21 protein-coding genes are annotated in these 23,948 nt (G+C 60.1%); 8 read left to right on the top strand and 13 right to left on the bottom strand.

The annotated features are described in order from the left end of the window. Positions 1-21: 21 nt before the first annotated feature. Both VSP_RS00830 and VSP_RS00825 read left to right on the top strand, forming a co-directional pair. A complete protein-coding gene (locus VSP_RS00830; protein WP_009958084.1) occupies positions 22-993 on the top strand; it encodes a hypothetical protein in 972 nt (323 codons plus the stop codon). 225 nt (positions 994-1,218) lie between these two features. Next, on the top strand, positions 1,219-1,500 hold the full coding sequence (locus tag VSP_RS00825; protein ID WP_009958083.1) for a hypothetical protein: 282 nt from the start codon (positions 1,219-1,221) through the stop codon (positions 1,498-1,500). Positions 1,501-1,640: 140 nt separating this feature from the next. On the opposite strand, the gene VSP_RS00820 is transcribed toward VSP_RS00825, so the two are convergent. Further along, positions 1,641-3,074: a Gfo/Idh/MocA family oxidoreductase gene (locus VSP_RS00820; protein ID WP_009958082.1), complete on the bottom strand. Its 1,434-nt coding sequence runs from the start codon at positions 3,072-3,074 to the stop codon at positions 1,641-1,643. A 272-nt stretch (positions 3,075-3,346) separates the two neighbouring features. Here VSP_RS00820 and VSP_RS33265 point away from each other — a divergent pair, with 272 nt between their 5' ends. The 3 genes from VSP_RS33265 to VSP_RS00805 all read left to right on the top strand — a co-directional run bounded on the left by VSP_RS33265 (position 3,347) and on the right by VSP_RS00805 (position 6,093). Continuing rightward, entirely contained in the window at positions 3,347-4,456 is a 1,110-nt protein-coding gene (locus tag VSP_RS33265; protein ID WP_044133377.1) for an endo-1,4-beta-xylanase, read from the top strand. Positions 4,457-4,507: 51 nt separating this feature from the next. Next, entirely contained in the window at positions 4,508-5,428 is a 921-nt protein-coding gene (locus VSP_RS00810; protein ID WP_156345689.1) for an alpha/beta hydrolase, read from the top strand. Positions 5,429-5,697: 269 nt separating this feature from the next. After that, entirely contained in the window at positions 5,698-6,093 is a 396-nt protein-coding gene (locus VSP_RS00805) for a nuclear transport factor 2 family protein (protein ID WP_009958079.1), read from the top strand. Between the two features lie 32 nt (positions 6,094-6,125). Here the strand turns inward: VSP_RS00805 and VSP_RS33260 are convergent, their stop codons facing one another. Next, positions 6,126-6,638, bottom strand: coding sequence for a TetR/AcrR family transcriptional regulator (locus tag VSP_RS33260; protein ID WP_009958077.1), 513 nt, complete (start codon positions 6,636-6,638; stop codon positions 6,126-6,128). 145 nt (positions 6,639-6,783) lie between these two features. Between VSP_RS33260 and VSP_RS33255 the strand changes: the two genes are divergently transcribed. From VSP_RS33255 to VSP_RS00785, 3 genes are all read left to right on the top strand, one after another. After that, positions 6,784-7,227: a DUF5069 domain-containing protein gene (locus VSP_RS33255; RefSeq protein ID WP_009958076.1), complete on the top strand. Its 444-nt coding sequence runs from the start codon at positions 6,784-6,786 to the stop codon at positions 7,225-7,227. Between the two features lie 28 nt (positions 7,228-7,255). Beyond that, complete coding sequence (locus tag VSP_RS00790) at positions 7,256-7,639, top strand: DoxX family protein (RefSeq protein ID WP_009958074.1); 384 nt, start codon at positions 7,256-7,258, stop codon at positions 7,637-7,639. 153 nt (positions 7,640-7,792) lie between these two features. Further along, on the top strand, positions 7,793-8,194 hold the full coding sequence (locus tag VSP_RS00785; protein WP_009958073.1) for a VOC family protein: 402 nt from the start codon (positions 7,793-7,795) through the stop codon (positions 8,192-8,194). Positions 8,195-8,701: 507 nt separating this feature from the next. Here VSP_RS00785 and vccA read toward each other — a convergent pair. From vccA to VSP_RS00730, 11 genes are all read right to left on the bottom strand, one after another. Continuing rightward, positions 8,702-11,698, bottom strand: coding sequence for a Verru_Chthon cassette protein A (gene vccA / locus VSP_RS00780; protein WP_009958072.1), 2,997 nt, complete (start codon positions 11,696-11,698; stop codon positions 8,702-8,704). Further along, entirely contained in the window at positions 11,695-12,609 is a 915-nt protein-coding gene (locus VSP_RS00775) for a PulJ/GspJ family protein (protein WP_009958071.1), read from the bottom strand. Before VSP_RS00775 ends, vccA begins: the two co-directional genes overlap by 4 nt. Beyond that, a complete protein-coding gene (locus VSP_RS00770; RefSeq protein ID WP_081452333.1) occupies positions 12,602-13,060 on the bottom strand; it encodes a prepilin-type N-terminal cleavage/methylation domain-containing protein in 459 nt (152 codons plus the stop codon). The genes VSP_RS00775 and VSP_RS00770 overlap by 8 nt, the downstream gene beginning before the upstream one ends. Further along, complete coding sequence (locus VSP_RS00765) at positions 13,057-13,737, bottom strand: pilus assembly FimT family protein (protein WP_009958068.1); 681 nt, start codon at positions 13,735-13,737, stop codon at positions 13,057-13,059. Before VSP_RS00765 ends, VSP_RS00770 begins: the two co-directional genes overlap by 4 nt. Then, positions 13,734-14,744, bottom strand: a complete 1,011-nt coding sequence (locus VSP_RS00760) for a PEP-CTERM sorting domain-containing protein (RefSeq protein WP_198141285.1) — start codon at positions 14,742-14,744, stop codon at positions 13,734-13,736. Before VSP_RS00760 ends, VSP_RS00765 begins: the two co-directional genes overlap by 4 nt. Before the next feature lie 287 nt (positions 14,745-15,031). Further along, positions 15,032-15,817, bottom strand: a complete 786-nt coding sequence (locus VSP_RS38725; protein WP_009958066.1) for a GntR family transcriptional regulator — start codon at positions 15,815-15,817, stop codon at positions 15,032-15,034. A 238-nt stretch (positions 15,818-16,055) separates the two neighbouring features. After that, a complete protein-coding gene (locus VSP_RS33245; protein ID WP_009958065.1) occupies positions 16,056-16,868 on the bottom strand; it encodes an HpcH/HpaI aldolase family protein in 813 nt (270 codons plus the stop codon). A gap of 19 nt (positions 16,869-16,887) precedes the next feature. After that, on the bottom strand, positions 16,888-18,306 hold the full coding sequence (locus VSP_RS00745; protein ID WP_009958064.1) for a DUF1501 domain-containing protein: 1,419 nt from the start codon (positions 18,304-18,306) through the stop codon (positions 16,888-16,890). 26 nt (positions 18,307-18,332) lie between these two features. Then, positions 18,333-21,464 carry a PSD1 and planctomycete cytochrome C domain-containing protein gene (locus tag VSP_RS00740; protein WP_009958062.1) on the bottom strand — a complete coding sequence of 1,044 codons (3,132 nt, stop codon included), beginning with the start codon at positions 21,462-21,464 and terminating at the stop codon, positions 18,333-18,335. Next, on the bottom strand, positions 21,461-22,270 hold the full coding sequence (locus tag VSP_RS38720) for a GntR family transcriptional regulator (RefSeq protein WP_009958061.1): 810 nt from the start codon (positions 22,268-22,270) through the stop codon (positions 21,461-21,463). The genes VSP_RS00740 and VSP_RS38720 overlap by 4 nt, the downstream gene beginning before the upstream one ends. A gap of 342 nt (positions 22,271-22,612) precedes the next feature. Beyond that, the gene (locus VSP_RS00730; RefSeq protein WP_009958060.1) at positions 22,613-23,887 is read right to left on the bottom strand and encodes a hypothetical protein; all 1,275 of its coding nucleotides are present in this window, start codon (positions 23,885-23,887) and stop codon (positions 22,613-22,615) included. Positions 23,888-23,948 lie beyond the last annotated feature (61 nt).

Genomic DNA, 23,948 nt, shown 5'->3' with positions numbered 1-23,948 from the left:
CTTCTCTTTTCCCTTTCCATCATGTCATCGATCCCTTACGACAACGGAATTGCCGTCTTTGATCCGTATCACATCGGGGGCGAAGAGTGGCAGTGGTCCAATGTGCAAACCGATGCCGACTGGAACGAGGCCGCAAGACAGGTGCACAAAGGCTGGCCAGCCAAGATCCGCGACTGGAGCGACGACCGGGCTGAATGGTACGGCGTCATCGACGAAGGGGGCGACACTTTTTGGGCATACCGTGTCTATTCCGGCGGGCGGGATCGCTTCGGCAGACCTGGCCGGTATTTCTTTGTCCTCTGCAAGTTGCGCGCTCCTGGCGACTGGACCTCGCCATTGGTGACAAACGTGCTGAAGCACTTCAGCACCGAACGCAGCCTCCCTCTCAACGTCAAGCCGCTCCAGCCCTTGCAAGCTTCCGAGTATCTTCCCAGTGCTGGTCAGACGACGCTGGGCCGCCTGCTCAACGCTCCTCGTCGGGAGGGGCATTGGGGCATCAGTGACAAGGATCCCTCCGTTGTCGTCTTCGCCGCGCCGCCACCAAAGATTCCCCCGCCGCCTGTAGACGCTCCCCTCCCAGCGTCGAGTCCGTTCCAAATCAAATTGCCAGCATGGAGGCCCCTTGGGGCCGTAGCCGGTGTGGTCCTGGCAAGCATCTGTATGCATGGCTGCTATCGGCAGGGCTACAATTCCGGACTCGCCGCCGGTGAAGTGAAAGGATACAACCGGGGCCTCGCCGAAGCTGCATACAATCAACAGACACCCCGAGAGCCTGCAAAACGTGGCCTTTTTGGTTGGGTGAAAGGCTTGTTCGGTGGCGGGAATGAACCCGAGGCCCCTCCCACCCCTCAACCGCAAAGGACCGTTCCTCATCGTTCAGATAGTTCTCGAACCTCTCGCGAGGAAGACGATCGCCAACGTGACGAAGAAAACAGTGGGAAGGATAAGAAAGAGAACTCATCACCCGCGTCGCGAAGCACCCGGCCTGAGTGACGATCCAATCGGAACCGTGATTCAAAAAAACGAGATCTTTCCTGACCCGTTATGAGCTCACTAATTCCAAAGCGTCCGCAGAATTCGACGCCTTCACGCAGCACCGGATCTAGTCCTAGAGAGTCGGGCAGTGGCGGCCACCCAGAACCGGACGCTGGATTGCACAGCCCTCGTCTCCAGGCGAGTCCCTCCCCTGCCCATTCAAGACCTTCCTTTGAGGAGAGAATGGCACGCTCCTCGCAGAGCTCCCGTTCTGGTCCTGCTCAGCGTCCCATCTTCCGCCCGTTGATCTCTCTCGTAGTGGCCGTCATTGCTGACGCATGTGACTTTGCTCCGCCATCGGGCTGGATGGCTGACGGGCTGGCTTGCATTACCCTTCTGGCGATCTGGGGATTCCGCTGGGAGATCGCTTTGGTGTTGATTCCAGAAGTCTTGCCCGCAGTGGGGGCCTTTCCGACATGGACGGCGCTGGTGATGAAACTCTGGTTCGAGAAGCCGAGAAGCTGAAGACAGCCGGAATGCGCCGCCCGCGTGGCCTGGATCGCATGGGGAGCCTTTGAGCAGCGTCGTCTTTTGGAAGACAACGCCGACTCAAAGGCAAAAGACAAGAGCCGCTTTGTCAGCAACGTCGGCCCTCTGCAGGTGGCTTATGCCAGTTTGTAGCAGTCAGCCCACTCGGCACGCGGAGCGGCACCCGACAGCAGAGCGTTGGCGGCATCGTTGCCAATGAAGCGCTTCGTCTTTGGGTCAAAGTTCAACTCGACGTTCAAGTACTCGGCGATCATGCCCAGATTCAACACCTGCGTGAGCTCGCCCGAGATGCCGAAAGGGGACTCGGTGGTACCGTTGCCCAAGCAGGCCTGCACGAAGCTCTCAAAGTGGTTCAGCTTCGGCGGCTTCAGCCCCATGGCTTCCTTGAACTCCACCATCTGCTTGCGCGGGTACACCAGGGAGTGGCTGTCATGCGAGCCACGCTGCACCAGGTAGTCGCCCTGCTTGCGATGGAGCAGCGTGCCCGCCTTGCCCGGCTTTGGCGCCACCAGCTTGCCGTCCTTGTCGGGATCGCCGTATTTTTCCTCGATCTGCACCTTCACCTCGCCCGCCCGCCAGTGAAGCTCCACCGCAGGCAGCTTCTCCCCACGAGCAGCGAATTCAAAGCGGATGTCGGAAGTGAGCGGGAAGCTCACCTGGTTGTAGTCCGCCAGCTCCAGCGGCGTGATCTTGGTGGGCAGGCCCAGCTTCAGATGATGGTGGGCAAAGTCGATGATGTGCGCGCCCCAGTCGCCGAACATGCCGCCGCCATAGACGTGGAAGCCGCGCCAGTTGAAGGGATGGTACATCTTGCTGTAGGCCTTCTTCTCGCGCGGACCGCACCACAGGTCCCAGCTCTTCAGGGACTCTGGCATGGGCTCCTCCGCAGGATAGCCGGGGATGCGCTCGGCCGCATTCATGAACCACAGGGAGGGCGACTTCCACGCTTCGATCTTCACGATGTCATCGACGATTCCTGCCGCGAGCATCTGCTTGAACTGGTTTGCCCCCGCCGAGGTGTGGCCCTGGTTGCCCATTTGGGTGACCACCTTGAACTTCTTCTCCGCACGCATGAGGATCTCCGCCTCCTCAAAGGTGTGCGTCAGGGGCTTCTCCACATACACATGCTTGCCCAGGGCCATCGCATGGATCGCAGCGGTAAAGTGCGTGTGATCTGGCGTGACGACGCTGACCGCGTCAATGTCTTTGCCCATCTCGTCCAGCATCACCCGGAAATCGTTGAAGCGCTTCACATCAGGGAACGCCGCCAGGTTCTTCTCCACGCCCTTGGCCGTCACAAAATCCACGTCCACGAAGGCAACAGGTGCTGCGGAACCGGCGGCCGTCAGCCCGGGAATGACACTGCCAGCACGCCCGCCTACGCCGATGCAGCCCAGATTGATCCGGCGGCTCGGCGGGAGTTTGGGATTGTCGGCGGCCCGGGCGCTGGTGAGGTAGGCCGGCAGAAAGGTAAAGCCGAACCCCGCAGAGAGCGATTGTTTGACGAAGCGGCGGCGGGATGGCTGGGGCAGAGGGTCGGATGGTTTCATGATTTCAAATAACAGGGACAGGCGATGGGCTCACCGTAGGCAACGGGACAAAAGACGCCGGTTGCGAGCTGACGGGCGCATCATCAGTAACGGCGTCAGGACCTCCGGTTTTTCGGCAAGCGACCCACCAAGTTCCAAAGGGTGACGACGCGTGGTTGCCCCACGGCCGCAGCCTCCTCCTTGCGAACCTTGTCTGATTTGCCACAAAGAAAGTCAGCCGACGGATCTCGCCATGCCCCTCCAAACAAGGGTGAATGGATGACGCGCCCACTATGAAACCTGCCTCGCCATCTCCCGGAAGCCTCCTCCTTTCGACCGCCCTTTGCCTTGTCAGCATCACCAGCTTCGGCACTGAGACATTAAAAACGGTGGTGCCGTTCTCCATGGGGGTGGGCATCACTGATCGGGTCTTTGAGCGGCCACAAGACTGGCCCCTGCTCACCTCCCAGTTTTCCTATATCACTCCGGAGAACAGCATGAAACCCGCAGCCGTTCAGGCGCAACCCGGTGCGTGGTCCTTCGAAGTCCCCGATCGCTTTGTTGAGTTTGCCCGGGCTCACAATCTGAAGGTGGTGGGGCATTGCCTCGTCTGGGCGAAAGATGACCGCACCCCTTCCTGGTTCAGCAAAGCGGGGGACCAGCCCGCTTCCCGTGACCTGCTGCTGGAGCGCATGAAGGCACACATTGAGAACGTTGTGGGCCGCTATCGCGGGAAAATAGCGATGTGGGACGTCGTCAATGAGGCGCTCGACGATGGGGCGGGCTACTTGCGCGACTCGTGCTGGAGCAGGGCTTGTGGGGAGGAGTTCATCGCAAACGCCTTCGCCTACGCTCATGCCGCAGACCCTGAGGCCATGCTGATCTACAACGACTACAACAATGAACTGGAGGGGAAACGCCAGAGCATGATCCGTCTGATCGAATCACTCCGCGCCCAGAAGATTCCCGTACACGCCATTGGGCTGCAGGGGCACTACGAACTGGACTTGGTCCCGTTTGAAGCCCTGGAAAAAACCCTGCAGGCCATGCGTGCCATGAAGATGAAAGTCGTCATCTCCGAGCTGGACATCGACGTCATTCCGCGCGGGCGCTGGTGGGCGGACAATGGTGCGGAGCGTGCGACTCTCTCCAAGCACAATCCCTATGCACAGGGCTGCCCTCCGGAAATCCTGCAACGACAGGCCGCGCAGTATGCCCAACTCTTCCGGCTCTTTAACAAGTACTCCGATACCATCGCGCGCGTCTCTTTCTGGAACCTCCACGACGGACAGAGCTGGTTGAACGACTTCCCCTGGAAGCGTGACAATCATCCACTGCTGTTCGATCGAAACGGGGCACCCAAGCCTGCCTACCATGAAGTGATGCGGGTGTTTCAACCTTGAACCGTTCATCACCTCCACCTGCACTCAACCAACCCGGGGATGCCTACCGCCATGAAGTCGCTTTTGCTCGTTCTGCCTGCCCTTTGTGCGCCCTTGTTGGCGCAGGAGCCCACCGAAGCCTCCGGGGGCAATCCACCTCAGCAGCCCAGGAAGGCCTGGGGGAACATCGTTTTGAAAAGCGATGATGTTCCCGCTTTCCCGGCACCACCGGCAGGCTGGGACAAAGTACGCCCAGGCATGGCCCGAGGCAGACTTGAGAAGGTGGAGTATGACTCGAAAACGGTCGGAACCAGGCGCAAAATGAACGTGTACACGCCGCCCGGCTACACCGTGAGCAGAAGATACCCGGTGTTGTATCTTCTCCACGGCATCGGCGGTGACGAGAACGAGTGGCAGCACTTTGCGCAGGTGGACACCCTGCTGGACAACCTCATCACCGATGGCAGGGCGGAGCCCATGATCGTGGTGATGCCCAACGGCCGGGCCCAGAAGGATGATCGTCCCACAGGCGATGTGTTCCAGCATGCTCCCGCTTTCGCAGTCTTCGAACAGGATCTCCTGCAAGACCTCATTCCAGCGGTGGAATCTCGCTACAGCGTCCTGGCCAACAAGGAGAACCGGGCCATTGCCGGCCTCTCCATGGGCGGCGGGCAGGCACTGAATTTCGGGCTCGGTCACCTGGACCACTTCGCATGGATCGGGGGATTCTCCTCGGCACCGAACACCCGCAAAAATGAAGAGCTTCTCCCGCTTCCAGACCAGGCAAAGCAACTCAAGCTGTTGTGGCTGTCATGCGGCAGCCGGGATGGCCTCATCCACATCAGCCAGGACTTTCATGCCTGGCTGAAGCGGCATGGCGTGTCCCACGTATGGCACGTCACAGACCACGCGCACGACGCGGCGGAATGGAAGCAAGCGCTCTACTGGTTCCTTCAGAAGCTTTCATTCTCCAGTTCCAGCCCCGGACATTGAGGCCAGCCGAAGTTCCGGCTATGAGTATGCTTGCATTCTGCAACCCTCAAAGGAATTCCGGGCACGAGTGCCAGGGTTGAAGCCAGCACCATTGCGATCAGGAACCATCTGCGATGGAGTTGGGTGAAGACCATATTGCTTGATACATGGAGCTTACAAGAGAGCATAAAGCTCTGGTTGATGCTCAACAAGTGCTCAACGTTTGCCGCAGCGCCATTTCATTGCTCAAATGAGCTCTCCTCTCTCCTACAAACTCTCTCACTTACACCATGCCAAGCGCACCTCTAGACCAGTCTTCACCTGAAGCCGGGCTGCTCCGCGCAGCCTATGCGGCCTTCAATTCGCGGGACATCGCCGCCGCCGTCGCCCTCATGACACCTGACGTCACCTGGCCAAGGGCGTTCAAAGGCGGCTTTGTTCGCGGCCCGCAAGAGGTGGGCGCTTATTGGAAAGAACAATGGAGCGAGATTGACCCGAAGGTGGAACCGTTGGTGTTTCATCTTGAAGACAACGGGCACATCGTGGTTGAGGTGCATCAGCTCGTGCGCGACCTCGCAGGCACCGCTCTTGCCGAGGGGCGTGTAGGGCATTGCTTCACCCTTGAGGGTGGTTTGATTCGGAGCATGGAGGTGTGCGCACTGCCATCAGCCGGATCTGTCGAATAGGCCAGGACAAAGGCCCAGGCCCAGGTGCGGATTCATCCTCCCGCCTCAAGTGCTGTCAGAATGGTCGGCAACACCGCGTCGGCCAGCTCCTCTGATGACATCTTCTTCTCCCGTGCCCCCTGGATGGCCGCCCCTGTGATCGCCCAGCTCGCCATGGTCGCCTTGAGCCCCGGGTTCTTCGCGCCGTGAGTTTCAAGGCCGCGAAGGATGGATTCGCGAAGAATGGTTCTCACACAGGATTCTGCGATGGGCTCGAACTGACGCCTGTGTTTGTCACATCCCGCCTCCAGTTCGGTGAGGAAATCGCAGGCAGCGAGGATCAGTGACCTCAGGCTCTTGTCACAGGTCGCCACCTCGCCCCCCATTCTCGCCTCAATCGCCAGGCCGAACCGCTCCCCTATCATCGCCTCAAGCAGCGCGAACTTGTCCGGGAAATGATCGTAAAACGTCGCCCGATTCAGCGTGGATCTTTCGGCGATGTCCTGAACGGAAATTTGATCAAATCCCCTCTCTGCCAGCAGTTCCTGGAACGCCTGGAAGAGCATGCGCCGCGTTCTGCGAACACGGGGATCAAGTTTGGGGCACGGGGAGGACACCCGGCAAAATAGCATTTGACTCTAAAAACGTCTAGTGATGTAATAACGACACTTGTCGTTTAAGCGACTGGTGACGAATATACACTTAAAGAGTATGAAAAACACAATCGACCTGACCAAGGAAGCCCCTCGCAGCCCCCGCCACCGCCTGGGCGGCTACTCATTGATGGCCCGCATGATCGACAAAGGCCGGGCTTCGCTCGAAAACAAAACTGGCGAGTACCACTATGCCTGCCCCCTCGACCAAGCCCTTTTCGGCTTCAAGGCGGTGAATGCGGACGAAGTCCTCGACCTCCTTCGTTCCGGTGCGACTGACGAGGAAGTGGTCGCTTGGTTTGGAAGCCATGGAGCCAGCAAAACTGCCGAAGAAATCTCCACTTGGTCGGACCAGGTGGACAACTGGACCATGTATGGCGACCCGGAAAAGGGCGACTGGTTCGCTGGAGAATGCACCAGACTGGGTCTCGACCCCGCGACCACGACACTGGCGGAGTTTCTGGAAGCGGACGACGCCGCGACTTTCGCAGTCGCCGCCTGACCTCTCTGAACCACGAGTGAACTCACCCATGAAAATCGCCCTCTGGATCGTCCAAATTCTCCTGGCGCTGGCCTTCGGTGCCTCCGGGTACATGAAGGTCTTCGCCTTCGATCAGTTTGTCGCATCCGCGCCTGATCTGGCGAATCAGCAAGGCCTCTTTACTTTCATTGGCATTGCGGAGCTCGCCGGAGCAGTCGGGTTGATTTTGCCCGCACTGACCGGGGTTCTACCGGTCCTTACAACCTGGGCGGCGGTTGGACTGGGTACCATCATGGTCCTGGGCACGGGTTTGCACATCATGGAGGGAGAGTGGTCGCACGTGCCGATCACTGTCATCCTTCTGGCACTGAATGCCTTCGTCGTCTGGGGTCGTGGGTTCGGCTCCCAACGCAAGTCCACATCGAGAGCGTAGCTTGGATATTCAGACGCGAGAGGAGACTTGGGAAAAGAGAGAAAAGTTGTCCTGAACCTTTGGGGACGTTCGTCGCTGTTTTGACGGGCTGCTTCAGCAGTCCTGCCCAAACAGCTTCGAACTCCAAACTTCAAGTCCAAGCCCAACCCTCTCATGAGCCGACAGATCTTCATCTCCCTGCCTGTGGCCGACCTGCCCAAGTCCATTGCATTCTACAAGGCGCTGGGCTTCGACCACAATGCCCAGTTCACCGATGACACCGCAGCCTGCATCGTCATCAGTGAGGCCATTCATGTCATGTTGCTGACGCATGCGAAGTTCACCAGCTTCACGCCCAAGGCGGTCTGCGACACCAAGACAACCACCGAAGTGCTCCTCTCCCTCAATTGTGAAAGCCGCGAGGAAGTCGATGGACTGGTGGCAAAGGCCTTGAGCGCCGGCGGCTCGACCCAAGGCAAGCCGGAGGATGACGAGTTCATGTATCAACACGACTTCTCCGACCTCGACGGGCACCAGTGGGGCGTGTTTAGCATGAAGGGCATGCCTCCGCAGTAGTTTAATGGCGGGTGTTTCAAGGACGTCGACGAGGGGGAGAAGCCAGCAGACGCTTCAGCTAGTGCCTGCCAAGGAACCTGCGAGACTGACGTGGAGGTGTTGATGGCGGTGGGGAGAAAGCAGTTGCGGTCGGCCTTCCCACCTGATCGTCCTCCGCGGAGGTGCCCAGGGTTGACTCGTCCCGCCTTGCGGGACTCGTCCAACCCTGGGCTGTGTTAGAAATCCCCTTCGGGGATTGGCTCTGCGGACTGAGCCGGGATCAGTTCCGTGGCGGCCACCCCAAAAACGCGCGCGGTTGGTTCGTTCTCCTCACGTCGAAGGAGAAATCCTCAACACCCATCCCGAAAGCAGGCACGCTAGAAGCTCGCCCATGTTGGGCTTGTAGCCGCATCCTCTGCAAAGAAGAGCTTCGAACTAGCCTGTAGGGAGCTCCGATGAAAACCCGCCCCGACAGACGACCAAAAAGGTGCGAACCACGCAGCCGCCGTCGTTGTTCGCACCGGGTACCTATGGGTAGAGGTCAGTGTGACCGGCTTTCCGAAAATGGATCCGCGTGGCTTGACCCGTGGCGGGATCCAGGTGCCGAAGGGCTTCGAGCACGGTCCGATGTCGTTGCTCTCCCGTGACTCGGAGATCATGACTGCGTGTCTGATCCAGCGATTGCCCTATGGTGTAGATGGTAAACACACTGCCGCGTGTCGTGATCAGGCTGGCGATGCTCCGCAAGATGGATTCGGAGAGTTCGCCCTGATCCGCAACCCCGGCGATCTCGGCGATTTCACCGGGTGAATCATAGACACCCGGGTGACCGTAGTTCTTGCCACCGGTTGCCAGCTTGCGGTGGTAAATGTTTGCGGCAGTGGCTTTCGCTTCTGCTGCATTTACAAGTCGATCTGGATCGGTTTCTGTAGGGTTGGGCACGCCAGAAAGGACGGCGATGACGGGCAAATTTCGCTCCAGGACGGCCGATAGTTGAGGATGACGCCCAGTGTCGGCAAAGGGCTCGACCATGCCGTTGACATTGATGCGCCCCCCCAACGCCGAATCATTCGGCGCGAAGATCCGTCGGGCGGAGGCCGGCATGACAACGGGCGCGGAGAAGAGATCCATGAACGCCCAGTCTGGCACCACAGTGGTGTTGTGTCGGCTGGGCTGCAATCGAAGGGTGCGGAATGGCACGCCGCCGAGAGTGCCATTGCGGTTTGATTCAATGCCAGTGTGAATGAAGCCCAACTCCCCGGCAGAATAGACGATGCCGTGGGGGTTCTTCGCATGTCCCTTGGGGTAGGGCATGCGCAAGCCTGCAGCCGTGACATTCCCATCCTTGTCAGTGTCCAGTTCTGGAGAGCTGGACGGGGGAAACGCCAGTGCGGAGGCGTGTTGCCCAAGCACACTCTGAGTGCGACGGTTGATGCTGCCAAAAGTATGGGGCGCAAGGCTGGTTGAGGGAATGAGAGCTCCATTTTCGTCATGTGTCCAACTGCGGGCCACGCTGTTCACATTGTGTTCTGTTACTTCATAGGACCGAATGCTTTCCTTGGGTGTGGAGGGCGGGTCCACGGTCATGGTGAACACCTGCCCGGCGGGTGCCAGTTCCAGACGTCTGGCATTGTTGAACACGGAGCCGGGATCTGGCACCCCTTCTGTCGCCACCTGTGTTGGAGTCATCTTCGGCCCCAGGGCCAATCCCAGTCGCAAAGGCATGGTGGCGGGCCGCGCATTCACCTTGATCAGAGCTTTGAGATACGCCGTCCGGTATTCTCCAGCTTTGATCTTGGTGTCCCCTCCTATGATCGTGGTGGCATGGCAGGGGATGTACTTCCCCGTGAATGCTGCGAACGTATCCGGCGAAAAAAACTCTCCGGGGTTCAACAGATAGTGGGAGTAACCCACGGAGACCATTTTCCCATCCACGTCTGCGAGGTCGATATGGTCCAGCCCGCCATGTTTGGGCAGATGGATCTCACAGTACAGCTCACAGGGCCAGTAGTTGACCCCGCCGCGAACGACGGGTTTGTCTCCGATCCATGCGGACACTTCCGTGATGTAAAGACTGCGGGCGCTGCCTTTGTAGATGTTTGCCACCCCATTGCCTACGTTGATAACATCTCCCACATGGGCATTGCTGATGAAGGCCCCTTTTGCGCCATAGGTGCCGTTCAGGTCGATGATGCCCCGGATGGGTTCCACGAGGCTCAGGGACGATTCTGCGCTTCGCACGTACTCCACGATGTTCAGCGCCATCTGCGTCAGCCTCAGCTCATTGTTCTCGAACGCTGTGGAGCCAGGGTAGTATTTCGATTGCAGGCTGCCACCCGAGCCGGATGTCATTGGCCAGTCAGCACGCTGGAGGTAGGTGATGAGTTTACGGATGGTCTTGTCCAGTTTGGCGCGATTGAGATTTTCCTTCGACCCCTGCCCCGGGTCACTGTCGGGTGTGTTTAAGATGTCCAGAAAGTAGGGCACACCATTGGCGTCTGTCACCAGCGATCCATCCGGATTGCGCGGAGCATATTTCTCCTGGGTGGTGAGCACGATGCGGGGTTCGTTGAAGAACGTCGTGTCAGGATCGTGGTTGTAGTGGGTAAGCTGAAACCGTGCCTTGGAAAGCACGCTGGCAAACCCACCCGGAGAGCCCGGCAAATGATCCAGCCGACGCATCTCGGAGAGGTCGTTGAAAAAACGGCCCCCGGCAGCAGCAACGCTCGTGTACCGGTGATTGGGAGTAATGGACGCATGGAGGAAGTCCGCCATCTGTCGCGCAGTGACAGGAGTGAGTGAAGGGTCCGCAGCAGTAAAGAGCGCACCCAGATCCACGCCGGTGGGATGCGTCGGAAAAAAGGGATTGAAGCTCGCTCCAGATTCACTGTCCCCGGGGGCATTGCGCTTCCATGCCGTATTGATGTTCACCTTGCTGGATTCATCATCGGCCCAGAAAGCATAGCGTCCGGTGATGGGGTTCGCCGTGTTGGTAAGATCCGGTTCCTCGGCAAAGTCCAGCGCGCCATCCTTGCGGATGTACACCCACCGCAGTGGAAGTGCCATCGGCTGAGTGCCGCCGCCGGTCTCATCGGTGATGAGGTGCCCGCCATCGTCATAGAGCGTCGCCATGTTCACATTGGCAGGGCGAAGGACGTCTTTCACATCTGAGTCGGGGGCAAGCATGCGCGCCGACGGGAAGCCGGAGTGCAGGTCCGTCTGCACAGCCAGCTTCGTGGGGAAATCACTCGACGCCGTCACCAGCGCACCGGGTCGGCTGGCCCACGTCAGGCCTGGGTCCGCTGTCAGATTCCGCAACGTTGACGTGACGATGTCCGTGCCCATCTGGGCATGAAGCAAGGCTCGCCCACGACTCTGATGCGAACCCGCAGAAAGGGTCTCATTCCGCACCAAGCTGGCAAATCCCATCGCCATGACAGTGATGAGGGCAAGAATGATCAGGGTCATGATCAGTGCCGCTCCCCGCCGGCCCATCTGCTCAGATGAATGGATGGAGAGTTTCATGGCGCATTTTCCATATACACTTGGATTTGATGAGGCACGGCAGCGCGCAGTATGGGGACGAGCTTCTTCTGAGCAGCCGCCCTGTCAGACAGCGCGCTGACAAACGCTGCGGCATTGATTGTGCCCGGTTCAGCAACGAGCGCCATGATGGCAGACTTCACATCCGAATCGATGTGTGAAGCTGTACGCGAGTCCACAGTGACGATGGAAATCTCCACACTGAAAGGGAGAACCGGAGCCGGGTAGGAAGTGGAAGCACCCTCGGCAGTGCTGGTATAGGAAACTCTGGAATCATAGAGCGCCGCGTCTGGCTGCTGGATGACTGAGCCATTTCCATCCAGGCATCGCACCCAGAAACCGAGCACATTCTCTGCGAAGAGTCCGGCCCATCCGTTCTCCGCCGTCGGTGTTGCGACGTTGGCGATCCCGGCATTCATCCATGAGCCAATTTGGGTCGAATCATACACCTGGTAGTCACTGCTGCCAGGATTCACAAATAGGCGACAAAGGCAGGGCTTGTTCCCAGTCCATCGGACAAAATAGCCCACCTGTGCCAGCGCTCCCTGCTCGGTGTTGGTTGCGACGGGGGCCTGCCAGAAGAGTGCATGGGGATTCATCAGGTCCCGACCAAGCGACGGCGGATTCAGGATGAACTGCAGATCCGCCCTGTCACTCTGTACAACCCGGTGGGCCGGAAGTGCTGCGGAGCGAAGTTCGCGCCCCAGGAAATCCACAATGGCACGCCCCTGCTGACGACGCTCGACGCGACTTTGACCAGAGTTCCAGGTATCTGCAACGGTACTGGCCACCTGTGCAAGGGAGAGCAGCAGCATTCCCAGGACGGCGGACGAGACCAGCACTTCCACCAGGGTGAATCCTCTCGAAGATCTGACGGGGGTTTTCTCAATCATGAGCCAGAGTGGTGTGAAATACGCGGATTTCTCCTCCGGGGGCACCCGCCGGCCAGCGGAATTTCATCTGGACGATGTGGCAGTGCGGCCCAGGTTCAGGAGGGCTTGCGCCGCCAGGTCTCGTCATCTCCGTCGGCAGGGTTCTATGAGTCACCTCGCACACGTAAACGGCGGACTTTCCAGCAGTGGTGGGCACGCCCTGATCCGTAAAGTACATGAACCGGGCGCTGGCTGGCACGAGCAAAGGGTAGGGCTCCATTCGCAGCTTCCCCACCACCTGTGAGCACATGGCCGGGAATACACTGGTGGCAGTGTTCTTCCTTTCAGATTCCAGCAACATCGGCATCAGCCCGACCACGGACATGACCGCCAGACCTGCTACTGCCAAGGCAAGGGCAACCTCGACCAGGCTGAAGCCACGGTGGTGTCCTCTGCGGCAACCCCTTTTCATGGCCTTTCCACTTTGGTCCCTCCTGTGGCTCCCAGCAGGGTGACCCGGTAATAGTTCGCAGGCACCTCACCACCCGTGGTCACCGCGTAGGCAGTCTTCCCATCTGTGGTACTCCCTTCAACGATCTGCATCTTTGCGGGAGCGCTCGGGTTCTTCAAGCTCCCCGTGGGGAGGAAGATCCTGGCAGCATAAGTCCCTGCAGGAAGTGCCTTGTACTCGCCGATACCTACCGGGGCCTCCTTTCTGCCTTGGTTAAAGGGAAATACCTCCGGCGAGTTGGCCACAAAGGTGTTCAGGTTGTCCGATGACGCCGAGACGTCCAGAGTGATTCCATCTGGCAGGAACTCCCACTCGCCCGTCTGCCTCCATGGACCGCCCGGCGGGCACTCCAAAATGCAAATCGCACGACCATCATTGTGCGTGCCCAGGTTCGTCACCGCCACCACCGCAGTGAGGACATTGGCACTCATGGCCCGCTGGCGGGCGGCGTCACAGATCTGTGTCAGCTTGTTGCCCGCGTGGGTAAGTGCCAGGCTGCTCATCGTACCCGTCAGGCTGCTGAAGGAGATGCCGACAATGACCAGCATGACGGACAGCACCACGAGGATTTCCAGGAGGGTGTATCCCCGAAGGGTGCGGGGAATGCGCCGACAACGCGGGGAAAGGAACGGGTTCATGAAGGGGTGAAGACAAGAGTGAATGAAGTCGCCTCAGCAGCATGGGGAGCGGGGCAGATCCAACGACGCCGGCGAAGCATCAACCCCGTCATCGCGACGGCCACAAGCAGGGCACGCGAGGGCTCCGGGACCACAGAGGTGGTGAAGCCGATGTCGTCGATGCCGAGCCGGCGATCCGTATCAATGGTTCCACCATAGGTCATCTTAAAACCACTGATGTAACTGCCAACGGGAGCCGAGTATGAAAAGAACGTGTCGTCACCGGTCGTGACACCGTCCACCCATTTCTCATCTTTGACCTGATCTGTCACTGAGTAGGATGCCGTCGTCCCACCGTTGAGGAACCATTCCACTGTCACGGGAAGGTCGCCGGTGGTGCCGGCAAAATCCCGGGAAAGCAAAACAAAGCCCATGGAGGTGATGGCTTCGCCGGGCAGGCCGCCGGTGATTTCTCCAAAATTCAACGTCCAGCTTGAGGCCACCGCCGAGTTGTCTGGCATGCCGCTCGCGATGGCGATCCCCTTGGAGGTGCCGCTCGCGCCCGAGTTTCCTGAAACTGCGGCCAACGATGTGAAGACATGCATGTCGTAAGCCAGACTGGTGTTGATGGCAAAGCTCTTCGTGCCGCCATACCCGACGCTTATCAGGGTTTTTGAGCCTGAGTTGTTGGTGTCCGAGTTTCCTTTCGCATCCGCGTTGGAACCATTTGGCATGTCAAAGTTGATGACTCCGCCGGTCCCGGCAGCATGGGCGGCGCCCACAGCGGTCTTGAATGTGCCAAGCGCAATCGAATTTCCTGGAGCCTCTCCGTCAATGGTGTTGGCGGCTCTCGTGTTTTCATCGTATGTACTACTGACGCTCAGCGTGACAGCTGCGCTAAGATCAGCGCCAAGACAAAACACGGCCAAGGCCCCACTCAGAAAACGGGGGGCTGGCAGTCGTCTTCCAGACGCCGGTGTGCCCAAGGGTGCCTGGTGACGGGGCACCTGCCTGAGGGTCGAGTTCACTGCAGGGCACACGGGAGGCGACGGCTTGAGGTTCATATTGATGCGCAGAGTTCTGAATCACTGACAGTGGAGGAGGCGGATCTTGTTTCGACCTTATGCGTGCCGTTAAGCGGCCGGTCATCGCGTGCAGGCGGGCGGCCGGTCATCGCGTGCAGGCGGGCGGCCATTTCATCGTTTCGAATCGTGTATTACCTGAAACCGCAGTTGGGGAAATGCGGCTTTTTTGAAGCTCAGTCTGGAGCAGCCCTTGAGTGCGACCGCCTTTTTCGCCTTTTTCAAGGCGTGTCTCACTCGCTGGCAGGGGGGCGCGACGTCCGGGCACGGCGTGCCGAAGGTCGCTTCGACGAGATCAGGCTGGATGATGGTGGGTTTTTGACCTTGGTTGTTGAAGGCGGCAACACGAAGGGTTCTTCCGGGGTTGAAGGAATTGACCACTCCAACGACCCCGTGATGTGCCGGGTCATTATTTTTGCTGCGGCCTCAGGCTCCCCTGACTCGAGGGATTCCAAGACATTCCAATGCCCGGTCACTGTGAATCGCCTCAAATCGTAGGCGTGCTTCCCCTGCATACGGTGGATGTGGGTCAACGCCATCTCAAACTGCCAGCGGACATACTCCCACAACACCACCAGCCTCTTGTTCCCGGCGCATTTCATGATGTACTCATGCATGGCGATATCCAGCTTGCTGAACTCCACCGAAGAAGCGGCCTTCTCCTGGTTTGCGATGCTGCTCTCAATCCAGCGGGTATCCTTTTTCTTCCATTTCAGCGCCGCAAGCCGCGCCCCCATGCTTTCCAATGCGATTCGCGCTTCAATGATTTCGACGACATCGCTCTCCTCGAGGGTGCGCACGCGGGTCCTCCCAGTGTTCTCAAACTGAACCAACCCAGCGCGCTCCAATTCGATGAACGCCTCCCTGACGGGCGCTCGGCTTACACCAAACCGCTTCGCCAAAACCGGCTCTGCCAGTGCTTCGCCAGGCTTCAAAGTGCCGGAGATGATATCACCCCGCAGCAGTGAGGCGATCTCGCTGGCCAAATTTCGGCGAGGGGTGGCGGGGTCGGTATTCATGGAATAAATAGTGTCGACAGTTTACTCCGCTAAAACAAAAACTGTCGACACTTTTTTATTAAACGGAAGCGTAATTTGTGCGACCTGGGTTTTCCGCAGGAAGGAATGGCAGAGCTATCGGCAGTCCGGTGGATGTCCCTGCAAATCTGCCATGAGGCCCCTCATACACTGGAGGACGCACGCAGCGTTTTGAGCGTGTTTCGGTTGGATCAACGGGCAGCTGGTGCCGGAGGATTTTTCATGGGCATTTCACTTCTGCTCCATTGCGCGCCCTGACGGCTGGCAGACCGGGCGATCCATTCAAGCGAGCCTTGCCAGCTCCGTTCACGCGCAGGGGTTGCAAGGCACGGCGGTAGCCTTCGCGCAGGAGAGTGATGTCGGTTTCGATTGCCAGATGGGTAAAGCCGAGGGCCTGGAACTCGAGGGCGTCGTCTGAATGACCAAGGAGGAGGCCGCAGGATTTCCCCGCAGCCTGGGCCGCAGCCGCGACTTCCTGCAGGCAGGCCGTGTAGTCCCGGGTGGCGCGCTGCGGATAGGCCTGGATATTGCGCCGCAGATCGGCCGGACCCACAAAGAGAACATCTACCCCATCCAGCGCCGCGATGGCACGTGCGTTTTCCACGGCTTCGATCGTCTCGATCTGGGCGAAGAAAAGCGGGGCTGTTTCTTCAGTCTGTTGATTCATGCCGTAACCATGAGAGCGCGACATGTAGGCGAGACCGCGGTCCCCCAGAGGAGGGTAACGCATGGCACGTACACAGAGCTCGGCCTTTTCCACGGTGGAAACATGCGGCACCATGACGCCCGCAGCCCCCCAGTCCAGCACCCGCCCTATGAGGTCTGGATGCGGGGCACCCACTCGGACGATGCCCGCAGCGCGACGGATCGCCTGGAGTTGCGGGAGCACCGCTGCCTCAGTGCCACTGCCATGCTCAAGGTCGATGAGCAGCCAGTCGAATCCACTGGCATCCGCAAGTTCAGCAATGACGGAAGACCCGGTCTGCAACCAGGTGCCGAGCTGCAGACCATGTTCAGGGAGGGAGATATCCATAGAGAGAAAGGGCTTGGGGTCAGACGATGGCGGAGTCTCCAAGGAGTTTGCGGTAGGGGTGCCCCTCGTTTTGATCGATGCGCTCGGGCCGCCCCTTGTGGTTGTAAACGAGCTGGGTGTGATCGATTCCCAGCAGGTACATGATGGTAGCGTGGAGATCGTGAACATGCAGACGGTCTTCCACGGCGAAAAGTCCAAGGTCGTCCGTCGCGCCGTAGGTCTGGCCGCCTTTCACCCCGCCACCAGCCATCCACATGGTGAAGCCCGTCGGATTGTGGTCGCGTCCGTCCCCCTGCTCACTCATCGGGGTACGGCCAAATTCGCCGCCCCAGATGACGAGCGTCTCCTCCAGCAGGCCGCGTGATTTCAGATCCGTGAGCAGACCGGCGATGGGCTTGTCCACCGAGTGGCACAGCTTGGTGTGATTGCTTTCGATTTCCTTGTGGCTGTCCCACTTGCTGCCTGCACCGCTGTAGAGCTGGACAAATCGCACCCCGTTTTCCACCAGGCGTCGTGCGAGCAGGCAGTTGCGGCCGAAGGTAGCGGTTTCCTTCTGGTCCATCCCGTAGAGCTTTTTCGTGGCCGCGCTTTCCTTGCTCAAATCGACCGCACTGGGCGCCTCGGCCTGCATCTGGTAGGCGAGTTCGAAGCTGCGAATACGGGCGTCGAGCTCAGTGTTGGTCGTGCGGGTCGCGTTGAAGTTGCGGTTGAGCTCACCCAGGAAATCCAGCCGGTCGCGCTGGCGCTGGCGGTCCACGTCCTTGGGGTTGTCCAAGTACTTGATCGGGGTGCCGTCGGAGTTGAATTCGACGCCCTGATAGACGGCGGGCATGAATCCGCTGCCCCAGTTCCGCACGCCGTTTACCACCGTGCCCTCACTGTCCTTGATGACGACGAAGGCGGGCAGGTTCTGGTTGTCGGTACCGAGCCCGTATGAAGCCCAGGCACCGAGTGAAGGCCGGCCGCCGAAGATGGAGCCGGTGTTCATGGAGCACACGCCGCCCGCGTGGTTGATGCCGCTGGAAGCGCACGACCGGATGACGGCGAGATCATCTGCATGGCGCGCCGTTTCCGTGAACCAGTCGCTGATCCACAGTCCTCCTTGTCCGCGCTGCTGCCAGGTGCGTTTGCACCCTAGCAGCGGCGATTTCCCCTCCCCTGCGGCGGTGAGCGGCTGGCCAAAGCTGGCAGGCAGCGGCTGTCCGGCGAGCTTGTTGAGCAGCGGTTTGTAGTCGAAGGTGTCGAGATGGCTCGGGCCACCTTCCATGAAGAGGAAGATGACGTTCTTGGCCTGCGCGGGCCGGTGCGGTGCTCGAACAGGCGCAGCGGCAGCCTGTTCGCCGAGGAGCGCCGCCAGGGCAACTGAGCCGAAGCCGCAGCCGGCCGTTTGAAGGAAGTGGCGGCGGGAAGCGGGCAGATCGTAACGGTGACAGGACATAAGCAGGGAAAGTGCGGGAGCTGGACTTAGTGCAGGTAGAAAAATTCGTTGCTGTTCAGCAGCGCGAGACAGAGGTCGTTCATGGCCTGACCGGCAGGGTCATTCTGGTCCGGCGTATCAGAGCCGCTCCAGGTAATCCTCGGGTCCGGAGGATCGGTGGCGCGCCAGCGCATGATGACCTCCCCCCACTTCCTGGTGTCAGGGCTCAGCGCCTCATCTGCGAGGTAACCACCCGCCACGCGCAGCGCCTCGATCTGGCCATCCCACTGGCGGGCCAGGGTGCGCTTGCTCAGGCCACCGAGCACGATGGGTGAAGTGCCCTGGCTGAGTTTGGAGAGGCTGTCGAGCGGGATGACGCTCGAAGACGCGGGGGTGCCGGGAGTCTCGAGATCGCGCAGGGTGAAGGTGACATTTCGACGAGGCACAGAAACCCGGGCAGCGAGGTAATAACGGCGGCCGATCTCCATGTGCAGCGTGGAAGCCACAACCTGGTAGCCGATGTTCGCATTCGCATCATACCCCACGAACTGCATGAGAACGTGCCGCGGTTTGTATCGTGATTTGACGCCCGTCACATCAATGCTCCAACCAAAGGACTCCGGCTTGTCCTTGCTGCCATCCCAGCGGGAAACCAGCGTGCGCAACTCGGCATTGGGATCGATGCTGCGAAGATTCACCACCGTCTCGACCGTGAACTCATCCCCCTCTCTCTCATCCGTCTCCACCAGCAGTCGCTCATGCGGAGTGTCGCCCTTGAAGCCCATGGGGCCCGCATCGTCTCTCGCTGCCACGGCAGGGGCGGCGGCGCTGGCGGCTTCGATCCGCCTCTTTAAGAACGCTTCCGCCGCAGCCCGTTCGTGCGGCTCGGGCGGACGGCCCAACACCGTCTGCCAGGCATCGTCCACCCCATCCACTCGGGCCGCAAGTTTACCGGCACGCAGGGAGAGCCAGTCCCCGTTGATCAGCTGTAGAGCCTGGGTGGGCGTGGTCGTGCTGAGACGTTCTGCGGTGCTCGCAAAGCCTCCAGGCATGTCCAGGGCGCGCAGCAGTTCATTGGGACTGTTGCGCTTTTTCGTCGTGTAGATGGAGCGGCGTGTCCCGTTGCCATCCGCGGCAGGTCCGCCAGCCTTGGCATCCAGCTCGCCGCTCACAGAAAGCAGGGCGTCCCGCACCTCCTCCGCATCAAGCCGGCGCGGATGAAAGCGCCACAGGTATCGGTTCGATGGATCAACCTTGGCCATCATCTCGTCCGGCTCACGACGCGCGGTTTGACGATAGGTCGCGGAGAGCAGAATCGCGCGATGGAGCGGCTTCAAGCGCCAGCCATCGGCCACAAATTGGGCGGCCAGATGGTCGAGCAGCTCCGGATGGGTCGGCGGCTCCCCCAGTTTGCCAAATTCACTGGCGGTACCGACGATCCCCTTACCGAAATGATACTGCCAGACGCGGTTCACCATGACCCGGGTGGTGAGCTGGTTGTTCGGGCGCGTGATCCACTCTGCCAGCGCCTTGCGGCGGCCGGTGGAGGTCGCGGTCGGGGTGATCTGCGGCGGTTTGGGATCGACGATCGTGAGGAAGCCCGGCGCTACTTCCTGCTCTCCTTTGCGCGTTTTGAGGATGTTCGCCGGAGCTTGCGGTCCGGCATCCGTGATCACGAAAGCATCGAGCAGCGGTTTGGGTTTGAGCCCGTCGAATCGCTTCAACTCGGCCTGGAGCGCCTGGTATTGGGCCTTTTCCTCGTCCGTCTTGAGCGCAACTGCTGGATTGGCGGTGCTGCGGGCGTACTCGAGCTGCCGTTCGCAGAGCCCGGCGAGCTGCTTTTCCAGCTCGTTGCGGTTCTCCTCAGGCTTGAGCGTCATGGCCTGCAGGTCCTGGGGAAAGCTGACCCGCCAGCGTTCCACGGCCCTGTCCACATGCGGCTTGGTCAGGGCGTCGATCTTCGACCGGACTTCCGCCGTCGCCGCCTCCCACTTCCCGCGTTGCTCGTCGTACGCCCGTTTCACCTCTGGCGCGACCAGCTTCAGGTCATCGCGCCAATGCACCGGTGTGAGGAAGGCGCGCAGGGCGTAATAGTCCTTTTGCAGAATCGGGTCGAATTTGTGATTGTGGCAGCGGGCGCAGCCCATGCTGAGGCCGAGGAAGAGCTCGCCCGTGGTATCCGTCATGTCAGTAAGGATGACGTCCCACTGCCCGCGCACGTCGCGCAGGTTGTACTCATACATGGGGTGACGGAAGAATGCCGTTGCGATGACCACATTCGGGTCCTCTGGAGCGATTTCATCGCCTGCGATCTGTTCGCGCACGAACTGATCGTAAGGCTTGTCGTCGTTGAGAGACTGGATGACGTAGTCCCGATACGGCCATACTGAAGGGCGGTAGAAATCCACGTTGTAGCCGTCACTCTCCGCATAGCGCACGAGATCCAGCCAGTGCTGGGCCCAGCGTTCGCCGTAGCGCGGGCTGGCCAGCAGATCCTCCACGAGTTTTTCATATGCCAGCGGATCCTGACTTTGCACAAACGCCTCCCACTGCGCCTGGGTGGGCGGCAGCCCGTGCAGGTCGAAATATAGCCGGCGCACCAGTTCGCGGCGGTCCGCTTCCGGTGCCGGGGTTAGCTTCAGCTCCTTGTGCTTTTGCGCGATGAAGCGGTCAATATCATTGCGAGCCCAGTTTCCCTCAGTCTGCGGAGGGGCTGTCTTTGCCAATGGCTGGAAAAACCAGAAGTCCCGCTCCTCCTTGGTAAAGCCGCCCTCAGTCACGATGACCTTCTTCGCGGCGTCTTCGGGCCAGGGTGCCCCCATTTCAATCCACTTCTGCAACACCGCGATTTCCGCATCCGGCAACTTTTCCTTGGGCGGCATCTTGAATGCCACATTGGCGTGGTGCACCGCCTCCATCAGCGGAGACGCCCCTGGATTTCCTGGAACCAGGGCCGGACCGCTGTCGCCGCCGACTTTCAAGAATTCGATGTGATCCGCACGGAGACCCCCTTTTTGCTTCTTTTCACCGTGGCAGTCGTAGCAGCGGTTCGCGAGAATGGGCCTCACTTCCTTCTCAAAAAAGGTCAGCGCAGCCCGCGACGCGTGGTCGCTGGCAAACGCGGGAAGGGCGGTGCCAGCCAGGAAAAACCAGAGGCAGGGGAGTCTCAGCCGGTTCATTCTCCACGTGGGTTTCGTTGATTCCTTGCTACTTTCCTTGAACCTGCTGTCATGAGCGCCGCCGCTCCGGACGCCGGCTCCGCTGAGGTGCGCCAATCCCGTGGCAAGGGCGAACCCGAGGAGGCGGGAAGCTGGAAAAGATTGTCCGCAGTCCCTGGAGTGGTCCACTCCAGCGTACTGGTGATGTGCCAGGACATCATGCTCGCGGCCGCACCGGGCTCCCGTGCCGCCAGCGCGTCCAGAACCTTGCGATGCCCCTTAATGGCGAATTGGTGCAGCTCCGCCGCCTGCGTCCCCTGCAACCGGTCCACGGAGGCCAGCGCCATCTCAAACTGCCAGCGGATGTTCTGCCAGAGCGTCTCGAGACGTCGATTACCGCCGCACTGCATGATGTATTCGTGCATGTCCGCGTCCAGTTTCCTGAAATCCGTGATTCCCGCAGCCTGCTCCTGGGCCGCGAGGTTTTGTTCGACCCACCGGGAATGCTCGCCGCTCCAGCGGATCGCCGCCAGCCGGGCGCCCATCGACTCCAGTGCCACCCGCGCCTCGATGATTTCCGCGATGTCTTTCTCCCCCATGGTGCGGACACGCGTCCGCCCCGTCGGTTCGAACTGGACCAACCCCGCGCGCTCCAGCTCGATCATGGCCTCCCGCACCGGGCCGCGGCTCACGCCGAAACGCAATGCCAGCCCCGGTTCTGCAAGCGCCTCCCCCGGCTTGAAAGCGCCAGAGATGATCTCAGTTCGCAGTCGGGAAAGAACTTCGTGGGCCAGATTGGGACGTGGTGGCGAGGATTTCCGGGACATACGCGATGCGGTAGGGCGTCGGCAGAAATGCAACCTCAAGGGTAAAGTGTCAACACTATTCCGATATTTAGGCGATAGTGTTGACACTTTTATAGGCGATTGGCCGGGACTGTGTCCCTGGCAACGCTTGAGAAACTCACCCGACGCCCCCCCGGCAGGGACACGTCTTCCAAAGGCAGGCTGAAGCCTACCACTACACTTCCGCTGCCGCCTCGGGCGTAGTCCGGTTGTCTCAACCGGCAGTGGGAGCGGAGCGATGAAACGTGTAGGAGGGTTCGAGCGTGTTGAGGTCTGCCACCGCAGTCCTTCCGCATATCGCAGCCCCTTCGGTTCGAACCCTTCCTAGTACTTCGGAAAAATCGCTGGCGTCGGGAACCTGTCTTCGTGGCTGAAGTTCCCGCTGTTGAGATATTCCTCTCGTGGCAGATGCACATCGGGCCAATCTGCGGGACGGATGCGGACGACCCGGGTGGGACGGAGGCCTTCAGTGATGAGGTCTGTCTCAAAACGGACCTGGATGCCGCTGCTGCCCAGAGGGGCTTCGCCGGGCGTCTTCGTGACGTCGAGAATTTTGCCTCGTGCAGCCATCTGCGCGGGTCCCGCGGTGCCGCCTTCGGTGTGCTTCAAGGTGTTCTCCACCCCATTCATCACTGCGGCGATACCCGTCTTGAATTCCGCGTAGAGAGTCTCATCCATGCCGCCGAACAATGTCGCGGTGACGGTGGCGCGGCCGAACTTGCCGTACTCCACCGCATCCACCCAGGCGGGCATCCAACGGGTGCGAATGAATGCCTTGTGGGTCTCGGTCTGGACATGAGCGGCGCGTTGCATCGCGGCGTCGTCCAGCCAGATGTCTGAGATGTGGAAGCGGGTGAACACACCTCCCAAGGTAGGCTTCCAGGTGATTCCCAACAGGACAGCCTGGTCATTGAGTGACTTCTTGCCGCTGCCTGGCCACGTCCCCTCAGCGATCAAATCATCGAGCGTGAGGCATTCGCGACCCCGCCAGATACGAGTGGCGGCGTCGAAGCTCAGTGTTTCCTCGCTGGCCTTGCTGTCCCCGCCTGCGCCTGTTCCTGCCTTGGGTTCGCGGCTGGCGACGATCATCCCTTGGTTGTTTCCAAGATCCACTTCCTTCAGCTTCCAGACCAAGCCCTCACGCTGGCAGTGGCTGGGCTCGTCCTCAAGGAGGAGGACGTGGTTCTCGGCGGGGGCACTTCCGGCGTCACCGTAACCCGAGGTCTTCTCCTTGTTGTTGACCGGCAGAACGGGCACGGCGGAGAGCTTTGGGTCCGGCGGGAGAAAGGCCCGGACGTGCAACACCGTGCCAAGTGGGATGTCCCGCAGATCCGCCGGTGCGTTGTGATAGCGGACCATGCCGTAGGGGAGCATGGCAAAAGGCTGAGGATCATTCCGGCGAAACACGCCCGACCCTGCCACGCGGAGGCTGCCCCGGCGGTTGGCATGATCCACAAACACCAGCTCCCCCCGGTAGGAGTACGCCTTTTCGACCGGGGGAAACTTCCCGGCCTCAGGCCGGAAGGGCTCGTCTGCGGCAAGGGCGGCGGCGGTGAGCGCGCAGGAAAAGACTGCGAGCAGGGTGATGGCGGGTTTCATGCGGGAACGAGGCGATGGAGTGGTGGAGTATTGGAGTGATGGAGTTTCAATACTCCACCGC

The sequence above is a fragment of the Verrucomicrobium spinosum DSM 4136 = JCM 18804 genome, from assembly GCF_000172155.1.
Lineage (GTDB): Bacteria > Verrucomicrobiota > Verrucomicrobiia > Verrucomicrobiales > Verrucomicrobiaceae > Verrucomicrobium > Verrucomicrobium spinosum.
The sequence above is the reverse complement of the archived record's forward strand: the minus strand, read 5'-3'. Positions and strand labels throughout refer to the sequence as shown.